Below are 18,392 nucleotides of genomic sequence, written 5' to 3'. Positions count from 1 at the left end.
ATCTGTGCCCGTTTGTGGCGACAAGGGTCCCGCCTGTTTTCGGGGCCTGCGAACGGTAATGTTACGAGTCTGGGGGAACTAAAACATGGGACAGTATAAGGTTTTGTCAGCTGACAACTCGCTGCCTTTGGCCATGGCAAAGCCGACCCGGGACAACCGACGTATCGAGCGGGCCCTGCCGCTGGAGCCACGGATCCTTCTGGACGCCAACCTTGAATGGGACCTGTCTTCGACCACGGTCCTGTCCTCGGCCCTGACCGGAATCGCGCAGGCGTTCGAACAGCAGTTTGACGAAGAATTCGGTGCGATTACCAGCTTCCTTGACCAGCTGGAAACCGACGCAAATACCGCCTTTGATGTGGTCGAAGCCGTGGTGGATACTGCGGGGGCCGTCAGTTCGTCCGACCTGAACGCGGTGACCGAAGCGGTAGAGCGTATTCGCGACGCCCTGACCGATATGCGCGACGCGACCTTTACGACCATCGAAGGTCTTCTGACCACAACATTTGCACAGGCGGTCGCCGATGACGTGAATGGCCAGTTGGAAGCGGCCTATACTGGTACCGAAACCTATAGTGGTCCGTTCACGGCGACGCAGGTTTTAGCCGTCTATAATATCGACAATTTCACCAACGGCGATGTCGCCACGTCGTTGACCGATTTGGTGAATACTGCCGGTCTTGATTATGGTTCGGTGTCAGACCTTGATCTGGTTGAAACGTGGTTTGACGAAGCCTTCACCACCGCGCTTGGTCTGCCATCGGGCGCACTGTCGGTGCAGTTGAACGATATTCAGCTGGGCGGCGAAACCGTTGTTTCCTTTACCGAAGACACCCTTTCAGGTGGCGTTGATGTCAGCGTGAACCTGCCGCAAGCCGTGGCCGATTTCGGTGACATGATCCGTGCCGCCGTACCGGGCATTACGCTGCCTTTCGACGCTTTGGCCACTGGCAGCGACAGTTCTGCCATCGAGTTCGAGTTGCTGGGACTCGTCGAAGAAACCGGCGGTGTGATCGAGACCATCGGTCTGAACATCCACGAATTCAACTTTGCCCCGCTGATGGAAGTTGGCGGCGTGTTTTCTTTTGCGACGCCCCCCTCGATCAGCCTTGGCTTGCTGGAACTCGGGGTGGCCGGGTTCGAGACCGCCCAGATTGGCCTGTTTGCGGAAGTCGATCCGCTGATGGATCTTGGGTTTGAGTTTGACTTCACGGCTCTGTCTGACCCGATCGACTTCTACGGTGATGCGTTTAGTCTCGGTATTGATGCGCGAATTCAAGAAGTTGGCGCGGGTTCTTACACCGATATCGTCGCCGACACGACCTATCAGCTGGCAGCGCTGGACTTTGACGGAGAGGTCGCATTCGGTGTTGTTGATCAGGCCTTTACCGGCGCGATCACCTTGTCCTCAGTGCTGGACAGCACTGGCCCCGAGGGCCGGATTCAAGAGTTTCTGAACAACGCAGCCTTCGGTTTCAGCATTGATTTGACCGACGGCACGTTGGACCCGGCCCTTGAGGCCGCGCTGGAAGAGGCGCTTGGCACGCTGGCGGCCATGGGCACCGATCAAGTGATCCAGTTCCTGCAGGATATCGGCAGCACCATTGCAGGCACCCTGCAGAACAGCGCCTTTGACGTGGATATTCCGCTGACCGATCTGGGTTTCAGCGATCTTCTGACCGATCTGTCGTCCTTCTTTACTGGTCTTGCAGAGACTTTCACCATCGACAAAACCAGCCTTGGCTACACTGAAGCCGCAGGCAATGTGGCGTTGACAAAACTGACTGACACGCAGGACGGCGAGGCGCTGAATGCGGGGCAATTCACAGCGCTGGAAGGCTATAACCAACTGACGCTCAGCGTTCTGGATGGAACGGCGACCCCGAAGGTGGTCACCATTGACCTGACCGGGACGGATGCAGTGGACGACAGCCTCAGCGTCGAGGACCGGATGACCAGCTTGGCGGCGCTGCTGCAAGCGGCGCTTAGCACCTATGGGTTCACGGTCTCGCTGACCAATGCGCACGGGTTGCGGATCGTCAGCACTCAGAAGCCGGGAACCGGAGGTGGTGATCCGACCTACAACACCTTCGCAGTGACCTCGGCGCGGCGAACGGATGCCTCGCAGGATGACGACTTCAGCCTGGCCAACCTTGGCTTTGACATCGGCGCTTTGAACACGGTTCTCGACAGCTTTGGTGACGATACGGTCGAGGACGTCCTGCGCTATGTCATCGAAACCTCGACCGCCACGCTTGGCGCGGTCGACATGACCGAATTAAGCGGCGTGAAAGCCCTGCGCTTTCAGGTGACGGTAGATGGTCGCGACCAGTTCGTGGATGTGACCAACGCGGCGGGGTGGGCCGATCTGGCCAGCTTGATCACCGATTTCAATACGGCGCTGGATAACGTGGACATTGGCGTCACGGTTTCCGCCTCGGGCGGCGGGTTCTCGTTTGCGCTTGACGCGGACGAGGCGCGCACCGTCGCGATTTCTGTCGATCCGTCACAGCTCTTGCGGGCGCTGGATGTCGAAGGGCTGATCGGTTGGGTGAATGCCGAACTGGCGACCACTTTCACCGGGGCAGAACTGGAACTGACCGAAGACGGGGAATTGATCTTCCACTTCCCCGAGATCAGCGCCTCGCTAAGTGTCGATTCCGGCGATGGGCTGTATTTCCAGGCCTCTGATCTGGGCCTTGGTGCCTTGGGTGACGTGCAACTGTCTGCAGAACTTGAAGCGACCCTGCTGGCGTCGTTTGATTCCGCGATTGGGATCGATCTTGTGGGCTTTGGCTCTGACCTGATCGGTGGCGGCTCTGGCAGTGCCTTGGAAGAGAAATCCTCTTTCTCGGGTGATCTGGCGGATGCGCTTCTGGACAATGTCTTCCTGACGGATCTGGAATTGCGGGCCGAGGTCACGGGCACCGCCGACAACATCACCGGTTCTGCAGATGTCGGGTTGGTTTCGGTGGCCATCGGGGCCGATGATGCCTCGTCCAACTTTGTCGTGGTGAACGCGCAGTTGGAAGCCACGCTGATCGGCAGCAACCTGACCGACGGGTTCAACGATCAACTGACCTTCCGAAATCTGCATGATGCGGTTGCCGACAAGTTTACGCTGGATGGCGGCGGCAATGTGGTTCGCACACCAGCACCTGGACTTGGGTCCTTGCTGGGCCGGTACGAGCTTCAGGGTGGGATCGTTGTTGATGGTGACGGGCAGGGGCTGGATACCAGCGGCGACCCTGTAACCGCGGCCGCCAATGCGCAGATCGTGGATGCCTTTGACTATACTGGCAGTGACGAGCTGGCGCAGCTTATGGCGCGTCTGGGCGACGTGAAAGTGACCGTCGCCGGTATTCCGGGCATCAATGAAGGCATCATTGATGCGGTTGGGGTCACGATTGTTGACCTTGCCGATATTCAAGGCACGTTTGACGTCAAGCTGATCGCCGAAAGCGCCTCGGCCCAAGCGGCATTGGATGGTCTGACCAACCTCGAAAACGGCGACATCCTTGATACGCTAAGCGCGATTGCCAACATGCTGGTGGTCGTTGGCGAAACGCTGTCCGACAGGCTGCCTTTCCTTGCTCAGGACATCCCGCTTCTGAACTTCTCGATCCTGGATCAACTGAATTTCGCGGCTGACTTCCTTGAGGCCCTGCAAGAGCTGCGGAATAACCCGCAACAGGGTCTGGACGTGATGCAGGGCTATCTGGAAGAGGTCTTTGGCGAAGGCAATGTCACGCTTACATGGGACGCGGAAAATACGACCATCCTGTTCGACCTGTCTTTCGCCTTCCTTGAAGATTATCAAGAGTCCGTTCCTTTCAACATCGATCTGGCCCAGATCCTTGGCGACCAGTTGGTCGATTATCTGGGTGAGGATCTGGCCGACGTGGTTTCCGGCCTCGTCGATGTCAGCGGCGACGGGGAGCTGACATTCGATCCCCTGCTGTCGCTGGACTTCTCTTTCGGGATCGACCTGACCCCGACACTGGTCGAGCCTACGGTGATCGCAGCGGCTGATATTGCCTTGGCAGAGCTTGCGACCGTGTCCTCGGTCAACTTCCGCCCCGGTGGTGGGAATGACATTCGGATCATCTGGAAAGACGTGGAAAGCGGCACCCAGAAACAGGTCGAGCTTGACCTGTCTGCCTACACCTCGCTGGACGAGCTTGTGACAGCGATCAACACGGCTGTGTCCTCGACCTTCAAAGTGGGCGCGAGCGATCCGTCGACGGTTTCCTTCACCTATGACGAGGTGACTGGCCTGTTGACGCTTAGCGACAGCAACAGCCATCTGATTGACAACACCGGTGTCAACGCCCTGTTTGGTGGCGACGCGGTTGATAGTGCTGATGACGGCGGCACCCAGTCGATCTCGCTTGAGGCGGGGATTGATTTCGCGGCCGAGCACAATTTCACCCTGACCATCAATGGCGAAGCCGTCGGGATATCTGTTCCGGCCGAGGCGTCGCGCGATCAAGTTGGCTTTGAGGCAGCGGTAACCACCGCGTTGCAGGACGCCGCTATCCCGCGTGGTGCGCTGACCGAGATTGCTGCGCCGCTTCTGGACATCGCCCTGTCACAGCTTGTGGTTCTGGTTGACGATGCCGGTACGCTGAAGCTGCAGGCCACCAACTTTGCCGAGGCCAACGGCTATGACCCGATCAGCTTCTCTGTCTCGGGTGAGGATGTCTCAAAAGCGATTGAGTTCCGTCTGGCAGAGCTGGGTGGTTCGAACATCGGAAGCCTGATGGGCTTTGATGCCGATGACGCCACGGTCGAAGGCGATCTGATTTCCGAGGAGCTGTTTGAAAGCGTCGTCGCAGGTGCGCCGCGGGTCTATCTGGACACCGCCAAGAGCGGCATCCGCGCGTCTTTCGTGGCCGGGGTTGAGGATGGTTTGAACCTGCAGCTTGGCCTAGGCCCGCTGACGCTGGATGTCCAGAATGGCCGCGCGATGCTGAATGCGGGTCTGGATGCCGACGGCAATCCGATCGACGAAGATAACGACGGGATAATCGACCCCGCCTATCTGGCCTTCCTGATCAACGACATTGATGGCGACGCCAATGACGATCAGTACGACCTGACGCACCTGTTCGAAATTTCGGATGATCCAGCGCTAGAGTGGGCCGACCTGTTTGGCTTCGACGTCAAAATGGGTCTGGATATCGAATTGCCGCTTAGCGACTCTTTGGGTCTGTTCGACCCGGCGGTGAACAAGCTAATCTGGCAGTCGAACCTGCTGTCTGTTGTTGACGGTGCGAACTGGCAGGATCTTGATCTAAGCGACATTGGCGCGACCTTCGAAGGCGATCTTATCTCGCTTTATCTGGGCAATGGCATCGATATGGATAACTTCGAGCTGACGATCCCGTCGCTCGACGAATTCCTGTCGAACATGAACGTTCTTTCGCTGCTGAACGATCCGCGGCTGGTGCTGAACGGTCTGGACGCGATGCTGCGCCAGATGCAGGAAACCTTTGATCGTTTCCTTGGCGGTATCGACCTGCCCATCGTCGGTGACGCGATCGGGGCTGGCGTCACCTTCTTTGACGAATTCCGCTACAAGGTTCTGGAACCCGCGCTGGCCTATGCCGAAACACCGCTGGAAGACGGCACGCTGCCGACCACGGTCGATCTGATTACCGGCTTCGTGAACGAAAAGCTGAACGAAGTGCTGGGCACGTCTGACGTGGTCTATCTGCAGGCCTACCTGAACACCGATGGCTCGACAGAAGAGTCCTATATCTACGGTGTCCTGAACTTCGACGGCATCATCTTCCAAGAGATGATGGACATCGATTTCGACTTCGGCATCCCCGGTTTCAGCCTTGAGGTCGAAGAGGGCAGCCAGATCCTGATGCAGCTGGATTATCTGGTGAACATCGGCTTTGGCTATGACCGCAACGGTTTCTTCTTGCTGAACGACACCGATGTCGCAGAAACCCAGATCAAGTTCACAGTGGACGCTGGTACGTTCGAGGGCTCTATGTCGGTCTTCGATGTGCTGGGCATCACGGCAGAGGCGATCACGCTGAACCCAAGCGATTCCACGCAAGTTGTCAGCCGCGCCAGCGCTGCTGGTCAGACCGGCACCGCTTTGCTGACGGCGACGCTTGAGGGTGACCTTTACGGGGAAACCGGGCTGGAAATTCTGAACCCCGACGATCAGGGCAGCAATGCCGCCGTTGGGGAAGATGGGGCTTATCGCGATTTCTCTGGTGTGACCCCGCTGGATGCGGATGACAACGTTCTGTCCTTTGAAACGGTTGTCTACACCGCGCAGTTGGACACCGGGAACTTGATTGCCTTTGATTTCATCGCCGAAGTCGACATTCAGATTGGTCTGGAAGGCAACATTCTGGATCCAAGCACCGGCGAACCGGTTCAGGTTGCAGGCAAAGATGTTATCCCATCGGTCAACACCGAACTTGTTTTCAACGGTCTGTATTCGGTCACTGACGGGCTGAACATCACCGAACTGGCGTTCCGCAATGTCCGTCTGGACGCCAATGTCCTGTATGAAGCTCTGATCAAGCCAATCCTTGATCCGATCATGCAGTTCATCAACCCGCTGTCGGACTTCTTTGACTTCCTGACTGATCCGCCCGTTGGCATCATTCTGGACCTGTTGGGCAACGTCTTCCCGATTATTGGCATCGCCAAATCGGTTGCTGATGTAATCGACGATGTTCTGGATTTTGTCGTTACCCTGCACGAGACCGGCGGTTGGGTTCTGTTTGGTGACTTTGTCTTCACGGAACAAGCCGATGAGATGCAGTCCGGCCAAACAACGATGAAGAATGTCGACAAGCGCGATATCCAGCGCAGCGGCGCCACCACGGCGCAAAGCGCCGGCACCGAATTTGGGACCTTCGGCAATATCAACAAAGGATTCTCGCTGACGATTCCGCTGCTGCAGGATCCGTTCTCGGCCATCAATATCCTGACCGGCAACTATGACGAGGTCGATCTTGTCCGCGCCCGGTTCACCCTGTTCAACCTTGATACCGGCGTCATCGATATCGCCGATGAAATTCTGTCCAGCTTCGGCGCTCCGGGCTGGGTCAGCAGCATTATCAAGTCGGCCTTCTCTGCCACGATCGAGGCGCGGCTGAAGTCGAAGTTTGAAGTGGGCTACGACCTCAGCGGGCTGGTGAACTTTGCCAATACGCTGGATGCCGAACGTCTGCTGGACGGCGTCTTTATCGACGCGGCTCCGGGATCGCTTGTCGATGTCTATATCGGGGCCTCAATGTCGCTGAATGCCGGGATTGCCGGGATCGATGCCAGCGGCTATGCGGGCGTGCAGCTGACCTTCAACGACCCCAATGGGGACGGCAAGCTACGCATTCCGGAACTGATCGCTGTGCTCGAAACGGCTTATGAGGCTGCGGGCGACGATCCACTGGATGCATTGGGCTATATCTTTGCCGGTACGGCCAGTTACGGGTTCTATCTTCGCTTCTGGGCGGGGATTAACCTACCGTGGCCGCTGCCCGATCTTAAATGGTCGACTACAGTGTTCGATATTTCGGACAGCATCGACTTTGGCGGCAATGCCATTCCGGCCCGTATTGCGACCGAGGTCGAGAACGCTGGTGACACTTCTTATCTGAACATCGGCGCGCGCGCTGGTGCGAACATGACGACGATGTCTGAAGACGGAAACGACAGCGTCACGATTTCGGGTCCGAATTCGCCCATCGCGGTCAGCTATTCGGTGAATGGCCAAACCCAGACGGGAACCATTGATGACACCGCAGGCGCGCTGGTCGTGCAGGCGGGCGAGGGCAACAACAACATCAACCTGGCGGCGGTCACCTCGACTTCGACCACGCTGCCGACGATCACCTATACCGGTAACGGGCGCGACGTGATCACCCTGCCGCGCGCTGGTGTACACGTGGTCTTTGCTGGCGGTGGCAACGATACGATTACCGCGGCTGCCGGGGCGACCGGCACCTACATTATCTTTGGCGAAGATGGGCAGGACACCGTCAATATCGACGGCGGCAACGTGATCTACATCGGTGATACCGATTACAAGATGCGCGACCAGTTCATGACGCAATTCGCGAGCACGAATGTGTCAATCAGCGCCATTTTGAACCTGATCGGCATCAACGCCAACGGGACGGTCAACGCGTCCGCAGCGGCGAATTATGAGGCCGGTGGCGTCACCTATAACCTTGCGGGCCTGTTGGCGAAATACACCGAGATCTCGCAGTTGACGGCTGAAAGTGTCAATGAAACTATTACGTTGGGTGGTGGGAACCATACGGTCCTTACCGGCAAAGGTTCCGATACGATCACCGTTGCGTTGAATGGCACAGGCACCGTCAACATCCTGTCGGGCGCGGGCAATGACAAGATCACCGCAGGTGGCAGCAACGTCTTTATCGAAGGTGGCGCTGGCCGCGATCTGATCCAGGTCGAAGGTACCAACACCGAGGTCTGGGGCTGGGGTAAAGCCGCAGGTATTGATGGTCTGAATTCTGGCGACGCCGCGATTGACGCTCTGGCGATCAAGGACGGCTCTGACATCATTATTGGTGGTACGGGCAATGACGCCATCTATGGCCAGATCGGCAACGAGATTACCGAGGGTCGTCTGGGCAACGATACGATCGCCGGCGGTATCGGCGGTGACTTTATCACCGGTGGCACCTTCCTGATGAAATACGCCACGTCTGGGGCTGTCATCGACATCACAACCTTCGACGTGGATGCACCTTTGCGCGAGGGCATCACCATCGAGACGCAGGATCTTGCGGATGGTAATGACTCGATCCTTGGTGGCACCGGGGCGGATGTCTTGCTGGGCGGCGGCGGATCGGACACGATGCGCGGCGGCGATGGCAATGACGTTCTGATGGGCGACTTCGGTCGGATCACCCTGTCGTCGAACCTGATTGCCGAAGGGGTCATCACCACGCTGATGACCAGCGCCAACGCAGGCACCGATGATCTGGAAGGTGGTTTCGGCAACGACATCCTGATCGCGGGCGCGGCCTTGGCCGGACAAAGCGAGACGATGGTCGACCTTTATGGTGACAACATCATCCTGGGCGATTTCGGCGAGATCCGCGGGACCCGAGTGCTAGAGGCGGCAACGCAAGTGATTTCGATCGCGGCAGCCGCCGGGGGCGCGGACTCGGTCGTGACCGGGCGCGGCAATGACCTGATCATCGGTGGCGAAGGCAACGATGTGATCGATTCCGGTCTTGGTGCCGACCTGATCCTTGGCGACCTTGGTACGCTGGATATCACTGCGGGCACGGTAACTGGCCTTTCCAGCGCGACCGATGGCGATGATCAGATCACCACTGGTGTGGACCGTCCTGCCGAATACGGGTCTCCGGCAACGCCGGACCTGAAAGACATCGTGATCGGCGGCATGGGCGGCGATACGGTCTCGACCCAGGCCGGTGGGCTGGTGTTCATCGGCGATGGCGGGGTGATCACGCTGAACCCGATCGCTCTGGCCACATTGCGCAGCTACACGCCGCTGGCCACTGGTGCCACGGAAGAAGAGCAGGCGGCAGACCAGAACGCCCTGAACCTGATCGCGACCATTGCGCAGGCGGTAGAGAGCACCTCCAACGCCAGTGATGGCGGTGACAGCGTAACCACCACGGGTGGTGACAATGTCATGGTTCTGGGTGGCGGCGGTGACACCGCGACGCTGGCCAATGGCGACAATTATGTGCTGGGCGATGACGGCAAGATCACGATCACTCCGAATGACGACTATTCGGGCCTGCTGATCGATATGGTCACGGCTGAAAGCCTAGCCACCAGCAACTCTGACACAATCACGGCGGCAGACGGTCTGTCGATCCTGATTGGCGGCGAAGGTGGCGACAGCATCATGGCGGGTCAGGGCGACAACCTGATCCTTGGCGACAGTGGTTCCATCAATCGAGACGCGACAACGGCGGATCTGGCGGTCACAATGACCAGCCGGACCCATGCCGACGATGGCAATGACACGGTCAGCTCTGGCAACGGCAACCACGCCGTTGTTCTTGGGGGCGGGAACGATGGTCTGACGCTTGGCAATGGCACCAACTATGTCGTCGGTGACAGCGGCCAGATCGTGATGACTGACGTGGTCCGTCCGACCACGCTGGATCACACCGTGGGTGGCAGCGATACGATCACAACCGGCTCTGGCATGGATTACATCTTTGGCGGCAGCGCGGGCGACAGCATCGACGCTGGCGAAGGCATCAACCACGTGCTGGGCGACAATGGCACTTGGACCGACGACCTGCTGCAAAGCACCTATACCGCGCAAGATGGCAATGACATGGTCAGCACGGGTGCTGCGGATGACTTTGTGATCCTTGGCGGTGGTGCGGATACGGCCACCTTGGGCGACGGTCAGAACTATGTGCTGGGCGACAGTGGTGAGATCACCCTGACCGGCGACCGCCGTCTGGAAAGCTCTGACAGCGTCACTGGCGGGTCCGATACAATCACGTCCGGACAGCACGATGACATGATCATCGGTGGCAGCGCAGGCGACAGTATCGCTGCGGGCGAGGGCACCAACCACATCCTTGGCGACAGCGGTTCGATCAACATGGCAGCCACGGCGGCGCTGATCTCGGCCTGCTCGGACGAGGACGGGAACGACACCGTCACCTCTGGCAACGGCAGCGACTATGTCATTCTGGGCGATGGGTCGGATCAGGCCTCGCTTGGCAACGGGTTGAATGTTGTCATCGGTGACAGCGGCCGGATCATTGGGGATGATGACCAGACCATTCTGGGCACCTCGCCGCTGGCCGAGACCACCGACAGCGATTGCGGTGGCAATGATACGATCACAACCGGCACCGGCGATGACGTTGTTCTGGGTGGCAGCGGTGCCGACAGTATCACCGCAGGCAACGGCACCAACCATGTGCTGGGTGACAACGGCTCGAAAACCGACGACTTGCTGCAAAGCACCTATGTCCAACCCGCGACCGGTGTTGTGGGCGACGGCAATGACACTGTGACCACCGGTGACGGTCAGGACTTTGTAATCCTTGGTGGCGGAGACGACAGCGCGACGCTGTATGATCCGTCGGGCGATGGATCTGCTGACAGCACCAACTTCGCACTGGGCGACAGTGGTGAGATCACCCTAACCGGCGATCGCCGTCTGGAAAGCTCTGACAGTGTCACTGGCGGGGCGGATACGATCACGTCGGGTGACAATGATGACATGATCATCGGCGGCAGCGGTGCAGACAGCCTGACGGCTGGCCACGGCACCAACCACATCCTTGGCGACAGTGGTTCGATCAACATGGCGGCCACGGCGGCCATTACCTCGGCGCGCAGTGCGCAGGACGGCAATGATACCGTGAATGCGGGCGACGGTGATGACTATGTCATTCTGGGCGATGGTTCCGAGCTGGCCGATCTGGGGAACGGCAACAACGTTGTGATCGGCGACAGCGGCCAGATCACCGGGGATACCGGGCAAACGGTTCTGGGTAGCTCTCCGCTGGTGGAAACCTCTGACCCCGACTTTGGCGGCAATGACGACATCACCACGGGCACCGGCAATGACATCGTTATCGGTGGCACCGGAAACGACACAATCGCGGCGGGCGACGGTACCAACCATATCCTTGGTGACAATGGCTCCAAGACCGATACAGCCCTGATCAGCCGCTATGAAAGCACTGATGGTCAGGATTCTGTAACCTCTGGTTCGGGCACCGATTATGTCATTCTGGGTGGCGAGGCCGACTGGGCCAATACGGGTGATGGCCAGAACTATGTTCTTGGCGACAGCGGCCAGATCAACCTTGGCGCGGTGATTTCGACCCTGACCACAGATCAGGACGAAGGCGGGTCGGATACGATCACCACCGGGGCTGGCGATGACTTTGTCAGTGGCGGTAAGGATGGCGACCTGATCACCCTAGGCGACGGCAACAACCGTGCCCTGGGCGACTTTGGCACCTATGACGAGGTCGGTCAGCTGATCTCGGCCACGGATAGCGATGATGGCGCGGATACCGTTGATGCGGGCGTGGGCCATGACTTTGTGATATTGGGCGGTGATGACGATGTGGCGACCCTTGGCGATGGCAACAACCGCGTCATCGGCGACAGCGGTGAGATCATCTGGCTTGACGGCCAGAACGGGCGTCTGGCCAGCAGCGCGTCGGGGATCGGGGGCAATGACTCGATCACCACAGGGCTGGGTGAGGACGCGATCATCGGTGGCTTTGCCAATGACACGATCAATGGCGGTGCAGGCAACAATGCTGTGCTGGGCGACAATGGCGTGATCATCCTTGATCCCGGTGCGACCAACGTACGCACCCGCACCCTGACCACCGTTGACCCATCGATCGGTGGCGCGGACACGATCACCACGCTTGGTGGCCACGACGTGATTGCTGGCGGGACCGACAATGACACGATCCGCTCTGGCGCGGGCGACGACGCGATCCTTGGCGACAATGGCGAGTATATCTCGTCCCATCTGTCGGGCATCGGCAGCTTCACCGGTGAGGTGCTGACCTTTGGCGGTGACGACCAGATCTTCTCGGAGGATGACAATGACATGATCATCGCCGGGCAGGGCAATGACTATGTCGAAGTCGGCAACGGCGAAGACGTAGCCTTTGGCGACGATGGCACCATCACCCATGTGAACTGGACCGATGTGCAGACGCTGGTCATGACCAACCCAGAGTTGGGCGGCAATGACACGCTCACCGCGGAAGACACCGATCTGGATAACATCCTGTTGGGTCAGGCCGGGGCAGATACCCTGATCGGCGGCAACCATGACGACATCATGCAGGGCGACCTGTCGCTGATGACGCTGTACAGCTTTGCCGCTGCACTGCCGGGACAATCGGCCGTTGACCGGTTGGAGACCATGGAATCGATCCGCATCGATGTTGCCTATGACGATCTGTTCTATGGTGGATCGGGCCGTGATCTGATGGTCGGCGGTTTCGGCGGCGATGAAATGCATGGTGAAGACGGTCAGGATGTCCTGATCGGTGACACGATCATCCTGTGGCGCACGCTGACCCTGAACCCCGATTCCACCCTGCTGGAAGAGATTCAGGCCGATACCAACTTTGCATTTGTCGAAGGCGGTTATGACCTGGTCTATGGTGAGGATGGGCCTGACATCATGATCGGTAACCTTGGTCCGGACCTGTTCTTTGGCGACACGGCCAGCGACCTGATCTACTCGGATGGCTACACGGGCTATTTCCGCGGCTACTGGCCGGTCACCAAGTTCGCCGGGGGCACGCCGCAACTGTTCCTGATCACGTCGAACTTTGCGGGTCCGGGTGCGATCGACGTGGTGTCGGAATCGCAGCAGGACAACGCGATCGGTGCGCCGCTTGATTTCGTTTTGCAGCAGGAACGGGACGAGTTGCCGATGAGCAAAACAGAGGATGGCACGCTGTTCTCTGAAGCCTATGAGGGCATGTCGGATGCGCGCAACTCTTACGCCAACTTCGTCGAGCAGGTGCTCGACTTCCTTGAATCCGATCAACTGATTGAATCGCTTGCGGTTCTCAGTGCTTCGGGTGTCGATGACGATGTCCTGCACGCTGCGATCAAAGCTGCGATTGTTGACCAATTTGCCTATGGCTGGGACATCGACTCTGTCATGTTCCATCGGGTAATCGAACAGATGATCGACTTCATGCTGTCGCGCCTGTCGGTTGACAGCGAAGGCGAACAGGCCGATGCAGACAATGCAGGTAATTCCGTGACCCGTATCGCGGCTGAATAAAGACTGGGAGAGATCCAATGAGCGAAGAAAACAAAGTTGAAGGCGCCCCGCAGAAACTGGGTGGTGTGGCTATCAACTGGGACGACACCGATATGAAGAGCACCTATGCCAATATCGGTACCGCCACCGCAAATCGGGAAGAATTCTTCCTTCTGTTCGGCACGCACCAGCACTGGCGCGGAACCGTGCAGGAAAAGTCCTCGATCGACGTGAAACTGGCCGAGCGGATCGTCATGAGCCCCTTCGCGGCCAAGCGCCTTGCCGTGATCCTGACCCAGTCGATCAAGGCCTATGAGGACCAGTTCGGTAAGATCGAGACCTGATCTGACCCCGGATGCTGGACCAGCTGGTAACAGTTGCCCGCATCGAACCTGACGCTCCCGCGCAGGTTCTTTTCGGAGAGCAACCCGCCGAATTCGGCCTCGACGCGCTTCGCACCATGTGCGAGGCGCGTACGACCGTCCGTAAAGAGGGCGGCCATCTGGCCGTCATGGTGCCCGTGGCCGCTGACGCGTGGCTATTGTGGGTGTTCTCGGGCATTCCCGCGGTTACAGCCCTGCCAGAGCTTCTGAAACGGCTGACCGCACTTTCGGTCAGCTTCGGGCAGGGGAAGACACCCGTTGCCGAGGCACCCGCGACCGAGGCCCTGCCGCGACTTCTGTCCCGTTTTGCAGGCGCAGGTCGTTTGCGCCGCACAGGTGTCTTGCAGACCCTTGCCGACGGCGCGGTTGAAGCCGGGCTGGGTAAGGCCGTGGCAATTTTCCCGGTGACCGGGCGCAAGATCAAATCGGTGGTGGCCTCTGATCTTGCGCTGATGCCTCTGGCCAATGAGATCCGCCTGCTTGCGCAATCGCGCAGGCAGGACAAAGCCGTGTCAGAGACGCTTAGCGCGGCAGACCTTTCTGAGGCTGGATTGGAATCCGCCGTCTTGCTGGAAAACACCGGCCATGCAGCGCTACACCTGTCACTGCCCCCGAATGGAGAGCAGGGGTTTGGCGCGATGGTTCTGGACCCGTCGCCCGCCGCCGTGACCGAAGCGGCTGCGCTGTGTGATCTTGCCCAGGTGGCCCTCTCGCGCGGCAAGCGACCCTCTCGCGCGGCACGTATTCGGCGCTACGCGATTGGATCCGCCTTGGCAGCCCTGCTGGTATTCCTGCTTCTGCCCGCGCCGATGTATCTGACCCTGACCGCGCTTAGCCGTCCGCAGGTCGCTGTTTCTGCCGCCCTCCATTTCGACGCCTTTGTGAAAACCATTGCGGTCGAGGTGGGCGATACCGTGTCCCAGGGCGATCTGATCGCCACCTTCGCTTCGCCTGATCTGGAAGAGCGCAAGGCAGAGGTCGCACTGCAGATGGCCGTGGAAGAGGTGACCGCACAGGCCGCCCTGTCGCAGAACGACTATGGCGCCTATGTTCTGGCCGAACAGCGCGTGGCCACAAACCAGCGACGTCTGGAAAACATCAACGCCCGGCTCGAGCGGCTGAACCTGACCGCCCCAACCAACGGGCGGGTGGTGCTGGCGATGAACCCCGGCTCGATCGGAGAGTTCGTACCAACCGGCCAGCGCGTCGCCCTGATCCAGCCCGAAGACCGGTTTGCCCTGACCTTAACGGTGCTGCGCGTGGATGCGCCTTTGATCCGACCCGGCCTGACCGGAGAGGTCTATTTCCGCGGTATCTCGGGTGAAAGCTATCCCTTTACGGTGCAGACCCCTGTCATGGTCGAACGTCACCCCGAAACCGGCGAAGAACGCCTGACTGCACAGGCTTTTGTCGAAGCCCCCGCCCAAGAGCGTCTGATGGCTGGCCTGTCGGGGTATGCCCGGCTTGAAGCTGGCCACCAGTCGCGCATTCTGACCTACAGCCGCTATGCGCTGGAATATCTGAAGGTGAAGGCATGGACCTACCTCGGCCTGCGCTTCTGAACCAGCTGTCGCTGCGTTTGTCGGCCGAGGGCCGTCGGCTGATCTACCTTGTGCAGGATCGGTCCTCGGGACGTATTTTCACCGCACCGCGTAATCTGGCGCTGTCCTTGCGCCGGATGAAGGCCGCTCAGGCGGGGGTGAAAGGCGCAAAAGAAACGCTGGATGAAGAGGCTGCGAAAGAGGCATTCGGCTTCTTGCATCTGGTTCAGAACATGCGCGACGCCGAATTGCTGAAACGCAAGCCGTTCAATCCTGTCTTCCTTGGCATCCCGCTGTTCAACGTCGCACCGTTCCAACCCGCGCTAAAGGGGCTGGCACGCGCGCTTGTGGGGCCGTGGTACCTTGTTGGTCTTGGCCTTCTGGCGCTGCTTTGCCTGTGGATCGGGATGAGCAGCGACTGGGTCATCATGGGGGCCTTTAACGGGATCTTCTCGTTCGAGGCGCTGGTGACCTTTGGTCTTATCGCTCCGGTTCTGAAGGTGATACACGAGTTCGGCCACGTGTTGGTGGCCACCCGGTTCGGCGTGCCAGTGCGCAAGGCAGGGCTATATTTGATTGGCCTCTACCCAATGCCCTTCGTGGATTGTACCGAGGCCGACATGACCGCCCGACGGGGTCACCGCATTGCGATCAGCCTTGCGGGGCTGACCGTGGATGTGACCATCGGCCTGTTGGCCTTCGTGGCATGGCACTTTACGGCGGGCACCTATCTGCACTCGCTTCTGGGCAATATCTTCGTCTTCTCGACCCTGAATTCGATCCTGTTCAACGCGAACCCTTTGATTAAGCTCGACGGCTATTTCGCCATGATCGACATCTTCGGGCTGCGGAACCTGTATTCGCGGGCCTCTGGCGTGCTGCGAGAGTTTCGCCAGTGGGTGTCCAGTCTTGGTCGGGCAGGGGCCTTGCCGCAGGGCTGGGGGCAGGTGGGGATGCTGACCTATTCGCTGGCGGCATTCCTGTACCGCCTGAACATCCTTTGGGTGATCGCGGCTGCACTGGTTCCGCGCCACCTTGGGCTGGGTGCGCTTGTCGTGGGCTGGGGGGGCTACGTGATGTTTGCCGCCCCGATGCTGCAAGACCGCCCGAACACACCCGCCGACGCGACGCCACCGTCCCGGAAATGGGTGTTTCGCGGGGGCGTCCTTGCCGCACTGGGCGCGGCACTTGCCTTTGTTCAGCTGCCTTACCGCGTGGTTGTTCCGGTATCACTGGACCTGTCCGAACACTATCTGCTCAGCGTGCAGACGCCGGGCTTCCTGTCCACCCCTTTGACCTCTGCACAGCTAGAAGATCGGGCCAAGGTCACCCAATTGACCAACCCTGCGATCCTTGAGGACCTTCGGCTGATGAAGCAGGACCTTGAAGGGGCGCGTCTGGCCTATGACGCCGTTCAGGGCGTGCACCCTGCGCAGGCCATCGCTGCGCAAGAACAGATCGACAGCTACACGGCCCGAATTGCGATCATGGAACGCGAGATCGGGGCCCTCACACTGACCACAGCTTCGCAAGCGCTGTTCCTGCCCGACCCGCTGTCAGGTCCAGGGGAGTTCAAACGCGCAGGCGAACCGATCGGTTATGCACTCCCGACCGAAGGCCAGGCCCACATGACCGGTGACTTCCCCGAACGCTATGTCCAGAAATACCAGGACGCGCTGATGGACGCAGAGCTGCGGTGGGACGGGGCGTTTGACCCGGTGCCAATAACCGCGCTGCGGCTGAAGGCGGTGCCGACGCTGGATGCGGCGACGGGGACGCGGTCTTATCAGTTGAAACTGGTGTTGCCACAGTCGGCGCAGGCCGTGGCGGGGAAGCCGGGGCTTTTGAAGATCCGCTTCCAGCCAGAGCCCCTGTGGCGCCACGCCCAGTTCTTTGCGCAAGGGCTGCTAGCGACCTATCGGGACTCTCAACTGTTGGACCGCGCCGATTATCTGGGGCAGGGCGCAGGCGACGAATAGGCGGTTACACCACGTAGAACGTGGCTTGGGCGCGGGCGACTTCTTTGCCGTTGGGTTCCGAGACCATCTCGGCCCGGACGAAGGCCAGCGACTTGCCGGCGCGGACGATGTCGGCGCGGCAGACCAGCCATTCCCCCACGCCGGGGCGCAGGAACTGGATGTCGAAATTGGTGGTGGCGACGGGTTTGAACTCGCCGAAGAACCCGGCGGTGGCCAGCACCATCGTCGTGTCCGCCATCGCCATCAATGCCTGCCCCGAGACGATGCCGCCCACACGCGACAACCGGTCCGAGTTCGGCATCCGGCTGATCGTGTAATCCTTTGTAATCTCGGTGAAATCCATCCGAAGATCGCGCACCCAGTCCGAGAAATTCTCGGCCAGAATACGGTTCGCGTCTTCGGCGGTCAGGGCGGCCCCGTCCATTATTTCGCGGCGTTCGAGATGGCGTTGCCCGCGGCAGAGATATCCTGTCCGGCCCCTTCGATGGTGGCGCAGGCGGAAAGGGTCAACAGGGAAGCGACGATCAGAAAGCGTGTCATTGGCATGTCCTTGTGTAGCGTTCCCAGAAAATCTAGCGCCGCGAAGGATCAAGGGAAAGCCCCTCGTTGCGCGGGGCTGAAAGGGGCCAATATCGCCATGTGTTTTGCGTACAGAATGCGTGCAGAAAGCGTACATACGATTTTGTATGCGTAGGGACGCGCCCGAGCCTTGGGT

The 18,392-nt window shown here is 59.4% G+C and carries 6 protein-coding genes; 4 read left to right on the top strand and 2 right to left on the bottom strand.

Annotated elements, in window-relative coordinates:
* Positions 1 to 85: 85 nt before the first annotated feature.
* From CLM58_RS15310 to CLM58_RS15295, 4 genes are read left to right on the top strand one after another with little or no spacing between them, the layout of a single operon-like run.
* Complete coding sequence (locus tag CLM58_RS15310; RefSeq protein ID WP_143226590.1) at positions 86 to 13,795, top strand: hypothetical protein; 13,710 nt, start codon at positions 86 to 88, stop codon at positions 13,793 to 13,795.
* Between the two features lie 17 nt (positions 13,796 to 13,812).
* Entirely contained in the window at positions 13,813 to 14,118 is a 306-nt protein-coding gene (locus CLM58_RS15305) for a DUF3467 domain-containing protein (protein WP_095596735.1), read from the top strand.
* A gap of 11 nt (positions 14,119 to 14,129) precedes the next feature.
* Positions 14,130 to 15,719, top strand: a complete 1,590-nt coding sequence (locus CLM58_RS15300) for an HlyD family efflux transporter periplasmic adaptor subunit (RefSeq protein ID WP_095596734.1) — start codon at positions 14,130 to 14,132, stop codon at positions 15,717 to 15,719.
* The gene (locus tag CLM58_RS15295) at positions 15,692 to 17,677 is read left to right on the top strand and encodes a zinc metalloprotease (RefSeq protein ID WP_095596733.1); all 1,986 of its coding nucleotides are present in this window, start codon (positions 15,692 to 15,694) and stop codon (positions 17,675 to 17,677) included. Before CLM58_RS15300 ends, CLM58_RS15295 begins: the two co-directional genes overlap by 28 nt.
* A 4-nt stretch (positions 17,678 to 17,681) precedes the next feature.
* Here the strand turns inward: CLM58_RS15295 and CLM58_RS15290 are convergent, their stop codons facing one another.
* Complete coding sequence (locus CLM58_RS15290) at positions 17,682 to 18,101, bottom strand: PaaI family thioesterase (RefSeq protein WP_095596732.1); 420 nt, start codon at positions 18,099 to 18,101, stop codon at positions 17,682 to 17,684.
* On the bottom strand, positions 18,101 to 18,217 hold the full coding sequence (locus CLM58_RS15285) for an entericidin A/B family lipoprotein (RefSeq protein WP_099098750.1): 117 nt from the start codon (positions 18,215 to 18,217) through the stop codon (positions 18,101 to 18,103). The genes CLM58_RS15290 and CLM58_RS15285 overlap by 1 nt, the downstream gene beginning before the upstream one ends.
* Between the last annotated feature and the right edge of the window lie 175 nt (positions 18,218 to 18,392).

The sequence above is a fragment of the Actibacterium pelagium genome, assembly GCF_002285415.1.
GTDB classification, from domain to species: domain Bacteria; phylum Pseudomonadota; class Alphaproteobacteria; order Rhodobacterales; family Rhodobacteraceae; genus Actibacterium_B; species Actibacterium_B pelagium.
This window is presented reverse-complemented; position numbering and strand designations above follow the sequence as displayed.

Bases quoted from the DNA above. Each gene is read 5' to 3' on its own strand.
- CLM58_RS15310 (WP_143226590.1), top strand. From the start codon at position 86: ATGGGACAGTATAAGGTTTTGTCAGCTGACAACTCGCTGCCTTTGGCC.
- CLM58_RS15305 (WP_095596735.1), top strand. From the start codon at position 13,813: ATGAGCGAAGAAAACAAAGTTGAAGGCGCCCCGCAGAAACTGGGTGGT.
- CLM58_RS15300 (WP_095596734.1), top strand. From the start codon at position 14,130: ATGCTGGACCAGCTGGTAACAGTTGCCCGCATCGAACCTGACGCTCCC.
- CLM58_RS15295 (WP_095596733.1), top strand. From the start codon at position 15,692: ATGGACCTACCTCGGCCTGCGCTTCTGAACCAGCTGTCGCTGCGTTTG.
- CLM58_RS15290 (WP_095596732.1), bottom strand. From the start codon at position 18,101: ATGGACGGGGCCGCCCTGACCGCCGAAGACGCGAACCGTATTCTGGCC.
- CLM58_RS15285 (WP_099098750.1), bottom strand. From the start codon at position 18,217: ATGACACGCTTTCTGATCGTCGCTTCCCTGTTGACCCTTTCCGCCTGC.